The sequence below is a fragment of the Brachyspira pilosicoli genome (assembly GCF_019402445.1).
In the GTDB taxonomy this organism is placed as follows: domain Bacteria; phylum Spirochaetota; class Brachyspiria; order Brachyspirales; family Brachyspiraceae; genus Brachyspira; species Brachyspira pilosicoli_B.
On the sequence record NZ_SRZM01000155.1, the window covers coordinates 1 to 4,381 of the forward strand.

Below are 4,381 nucleotides of genomic sequence, written 5' to 3' on the forward strand. Positions count from 1 at the left end.
TATTTATTATTATGATAAAAATAAATAATATTATCATTAGATTTATTAGATGAAATACTCTTATGATATTTTATATTAATATTTATATCATAATTTTGATACGATATATATATTTCTTCAGCAATAATATTTTTATAAGTAAATATACTTTCAAAAATTGAAACCTTATTATAAGATATAATATTATTTGCTATATCTATACAATCCTTAATAACTTCACTAGATATCTTTATTTCTGTAACTTCAGTTTTATTGTTAGAAAATATTTCATTTGCTAAACTATATAAATAATGATAGTTTTGGAAATTTAAAGATTTTTTATAATCCCAAAAAAACATGATACTAGAAATATACCAAACCAAGCTTGCTAAATAACTTTTTCCACTGTTGTTGTCGCCTACAAAAAGTGTAAATGGGGCTAGCTCTATTTCCACCTCTTTGATTTTAGCAAAATTTTTAACATATAATGTTGGATATTTTTTGACTTCTGACATACCAAATTCTTTATTATACTTATTTTTTAGTTTATTATATAATAAATTAAAGCCTATATCAATAAAAAATAAATATATAACCTACTTTTATATTATTGAAAAATACGCCCAATTAGTATATAATTATTTGTTATAATACTAAAACATTTTTTATTAAGGAGATATAAATGAAAAATATTACTATCAAAATTAAAGGAATGGGCTGTCAAAATTGCGTTAAAGCTGTTACTGAAGAACTTACTGCTTTAGAGGGTATAAGCAAAGTAAATGTGAGCTTAGAAAATGCTTGTGCTGAAGTAGAATATGATGAAAGCAAAGTTAGCACAGATAAAATGCTTGAAGTAATTAAAGAATTAGAATACGAGCCTAGTTTATAATATGTTTGCTTTTATAGAAGGTAAAGTTTGCACGATATCAGAGGGAATCATTGCTCTTTTATGTTCTAATGGAGTGGCTTACGAAATTATAGTATCAAAAAAATTAAATGTTAACAACGATGATAATATAAGACTATACACTCAATTAATACATAAAGAAGATTCTATGATGCTTTATGGTTTTAGAACAAGAGAAGAGAAAAAGATGTTTAATACTTTAATGTCTGCCTCTGGTGTTGGAGCAAAACTTGCAATGGAAGTTCTCTCCACATATTCAATAGATGAAATAATGCATATACTCTTTAATAAAGATATTAATATGCTTAAAAAAGTTCAAGGAATGGGAGTAAAAAAGGCTGAAAAACTTTTGTTTGAAATTAGAGATAAAATAGAAAAGATAGATATAAATATTTCTTCTTCAAAAATATCATATAATGAAAATGAAAGCGATGTAATAAAGGCTCTTATATCATTAGGCTTTTCAAATAATGAAGCTGTAAAAGCATTATCAAATATAGAAAACAAAGAAAATAAAACAACAGAAGATTTAATTAGCTTAGCATTAAGAAACTTAAGCAGTATATAAAAAGGATAATAAAAAATGCCTAATACTCTATTTATAATAATGATACTATACTGGTTTTCTTTATACACTTACATACCTTTTCAAGTGCCGTATTTATATGCTTTAAATGTAACACCTTCCATAGTTGGTATAATTCTTGGGCTTTACGGTGCTTCGCAGATGATACTTAGATTTCCTTTCGGAATAATAAGCGATTATTTTGGAAAGTATAAAATATTTATAGTACTCGGTTCATTATTATCTGCTATTTCTTGTGTTATAAAAATAGCCTATCCTACAGCTAATGGTTTTTTGGTTGGTAATATATTAACAGGTGTTGCTGCTTCTACTTGGCTTATGTATATGGTTTTATATTATTCTTATTTCGACAGAAGCAAAGAACATATGGCTGCTAGTAAATGTTTGGTTGCTAATGTTATAGGAATGTTTTTGGGTTTTTTATTTGCAACTATATTTTATCAAAAGTTTGGAATGAACCTTATGCTTATTGCTGCGGCTTTGGCTGCTTTTGCTGCAACTATATTGGCACTTTTCTTAAAAGAAGAGAAGAGAGAGAAAAAAAACAATATAAAAGATTTAATATTAGTTATAAAAAACAAAAGATTATTATTTTTCTCAGTTTTAAGCATAATAGAGCAAGGCATACATATGGCAGCATCGGTATCATTTACTCTAAACAGAATAAAAGAACTAGGAGGTGCTTCATACCTTGTTGGAATAGCATCACTTCTCAATATGTTTTTTGCAATAGTGAGTGCATATATAGCAAGCACTTCATTTGCAAGCAAGAGAGGCTCAAAATTTTATGTTCCATTTTCTTTTGTGCTTTTGGGTTTATATTGTGTAGCTGTAATACTCACAAAAAATATATTTGTAATAGTAGCTTCTCAAATACTCTCAGGATTATCAATAGGAATGCTCGCATCATATCTTACAAGTGAGGCTCTTATAGAAATAGACAGAGATAAAAAATCTTCTGCTATGGGTTTTTATCAAACAGCTTATTCAATAGGAATATTTATTTACCCTATAATAACAGGCAAAATAGTAGAAATGTATTCTATAGAGATAGCATATATATTTTTAACTGCTAGTGCTGTTGTATGTGCATTTATAGCTTTATTATATTATAAGAGAGTTAAAGCCTAATTAAACTATACCAATATATTTATCTATAAACTCCATAGTCTTTTTACTAGCACCATTATTTTGTATAAGAAGTTCATAAGAAGTATTTGCTAATTTTTCTCTAAGTTCTTTATTCTCATATGCAAGCTTTATAACTTCTGGAAGATTCTCTTTTTCTTTACAATTAAAGACACACTCTTTCATATATTCATAAATCTCTATAAAGTTATACATATACTTTCCAACTATCACAGGCTTTTTAAAATAAATAGCCTCAAGTATATTATGCCCACCTACATTACCAATAAAAGTACCACCCATTATAACAAGGTCAGAGAGTTTGTACCAATTAAGAAGCTCCCCTATTGTGTTTATAATAATACCGTCTTCAGAACTTCTATCATAATCAGTATAAAGTGGTAAATTGTATCCCAACTTTGAAGCCGTATTTTTTATATCTTCCCCTCTCTCTATGTTTCTAGGCACTATTACAATATATACATCATCTTTTATTCCTATTTTATCTATAGCCTTTAATATTATTTCTTCTTCATTACTATGCGTACTTCCTGCAACTATTACAAATTTATTTACAGGTATTATACTCTCTAAACTGTCTATCTTTTTTTCATCTACACTATAATTAATATCATATTTCAAATTACCTGTAACAGATATTAATTTTTTAGGCATACCTATAGTAATCATATTTTGCATATCAATATTACTTTGTGCAAGTATCTTAGCATACATATTAAAATAAGGTTTAAAGAAAAATTGAAAGTTTTTATATCCTTTAAGTTCTTTTTTACCAATTCTTCCATTGATTAAAAATACAGGTATAAGCCTCTTATGAAGCATATATATCATAGTAGGCCATATCTCAATTTCAGCTATCATCACATATTCTGGAGATATTAAATTTATAAGCTTGTTAATCATATGAGGATAATCTAAAGTTAAATAGAAAAGCTCTACTTTATCTCCATAATTTTTTTTGGCAATATCATATCCACCTACAGTAGTTGTAGATAAATAAACAGTATATCCTCTCTCAATTAAATTAAACACCATCTCTCTAACAGCAACTATCTCACCCACACTAACAGCATGAATCCATACAGCATTTTTATTATTTTCTTTTGGGTAAATAAAACCTAATCTAGATAAAGCACCCTTTCTTATAGGCTTATTAAAAAACATCATAATAGAAAAAGCCACAAAAATAAAAGGATAAGCGATATACCCAAAAATAAAATATATGTAAAGAAGAAATAACTGCATTATAAAACTTTCCAACAATTAGAAAATAATAATCATTAGCGTAAATAATATTATTAAAACATATATAAGTAAAGAAATTACAGCCTTTACTATGGCATGCTGTTTTCTAGTACCCCAATCACATCTTGCAGATACAGCTATAAAAGAAATAAAAATACCTATCTCTATAACATTTAATAAAATTAGCATTACTAAATTAAATCCAGAAGTGATATTTTTATGTGCCATTATTATAAATGCTGCTATAGGAAAAAGCATAAATATAGAAGCATTGATTATCTTATGTATAACAATATATTTACTCATAGATGAAATTATAATATATATATGTATTATGTCAAATATTTTATATGGTTGTATTTTTATAGAGATATTATTAATTTTTTGCATAAATGTAGGCTCACGAAAAAGCAAGTATTTTAATTTTACATAATAGAAATACATATAAAAAATAATACCGCATGTTTTGTTGATATACTTAATAAAAATGCAGTCCTTTTGCTTCTTTGGGT

6 protein-coding genes are annotated in these 4,381 nt (G+C 26.5%); 3 read left to right on the top strand and 3 right to left on the bottom strand.

All coding sequences use genetic code 11. The features are described 5' to 3' along the window. Nucleotides 1-494 (bottom strand): ATP-binding protein (locus E6A48_RS06100; RefSeq protein WP_219709171.1); only part of this gene is annotated, 494 nt, incomplete at its 3' end. A gap of 167 nt (nucleotides 495-661) precedes the next feature. Between E6A48_RS06100 and E6A48_RS06105 the strand changes: the two genes are divergently transcribed. Genes E6A48_RS06105 through E6A48_RS06115 form a run of 3 tightly spaced genes read left to right on the top strand, consistent with a single transcriptional unit; the run spans nucleotide 662 to nucleotide 2,606 of the window. Beyond that, on the top strand, nucleotides 662-871 hold the full coding sequence (locus tag E6A48_RS06105; RefSeq protein WP_219709172.1) for a heavy-metal-associated domain-containing protein: 210 nt from the start codon (nucleotides 662-664) through the stop codon (nucleotides 869-871). 1 nt (nucleotide 872) lies between these two features. Next, the gene (ruvA, locus tag E6A48_RS06110; RefSeq protein ID WP_219709173.1) at nucleotides 873-1,457 is read left to right on the top strand and encodes a Holliday junction branch migration protein RuvA; all 585 of its coding nucleotides are present in this window, start codon (nucleotides 873-875) and stop codon (nucleotides 1,455-1,457) included. A gap of 15 nt (nucleotides 1,458-1,472) precedes the next feature. Then, nucleotides 1,473-2,606, top strand: coding sequence for an MFS transporter (locus E6A48_RS06115; protein WP_219709174.1), 1,134 nt, complete (start codon nucleotides 1,473-1,475; stop codon nucleotides 2,604-2,606). On the opposite strand, the gene E6A48_RS06120 is transcribed toward E6A48_RS06115, so the two are convergent. Continuing rightward, entirely contained in the window at nucleotides 2,607-3,869 is a 1,263-nt protein-coding gene (locus E6A48_RS06120) for a 3-deoxy-D-manno-octulosonic acid transferase (protein WP_219709175.1), read from the bottom strand. Nucleotides 3,870-3,887: 18 nt separating this feature from the next. After that, on the bottom strand, nucleotides 3,888-4,381 hold a 494-nt coding region (locus tag E6A48_RS06125), incomplete at its 5' end, for a hypothetical protein (RefSeq protein WP_258018556.1).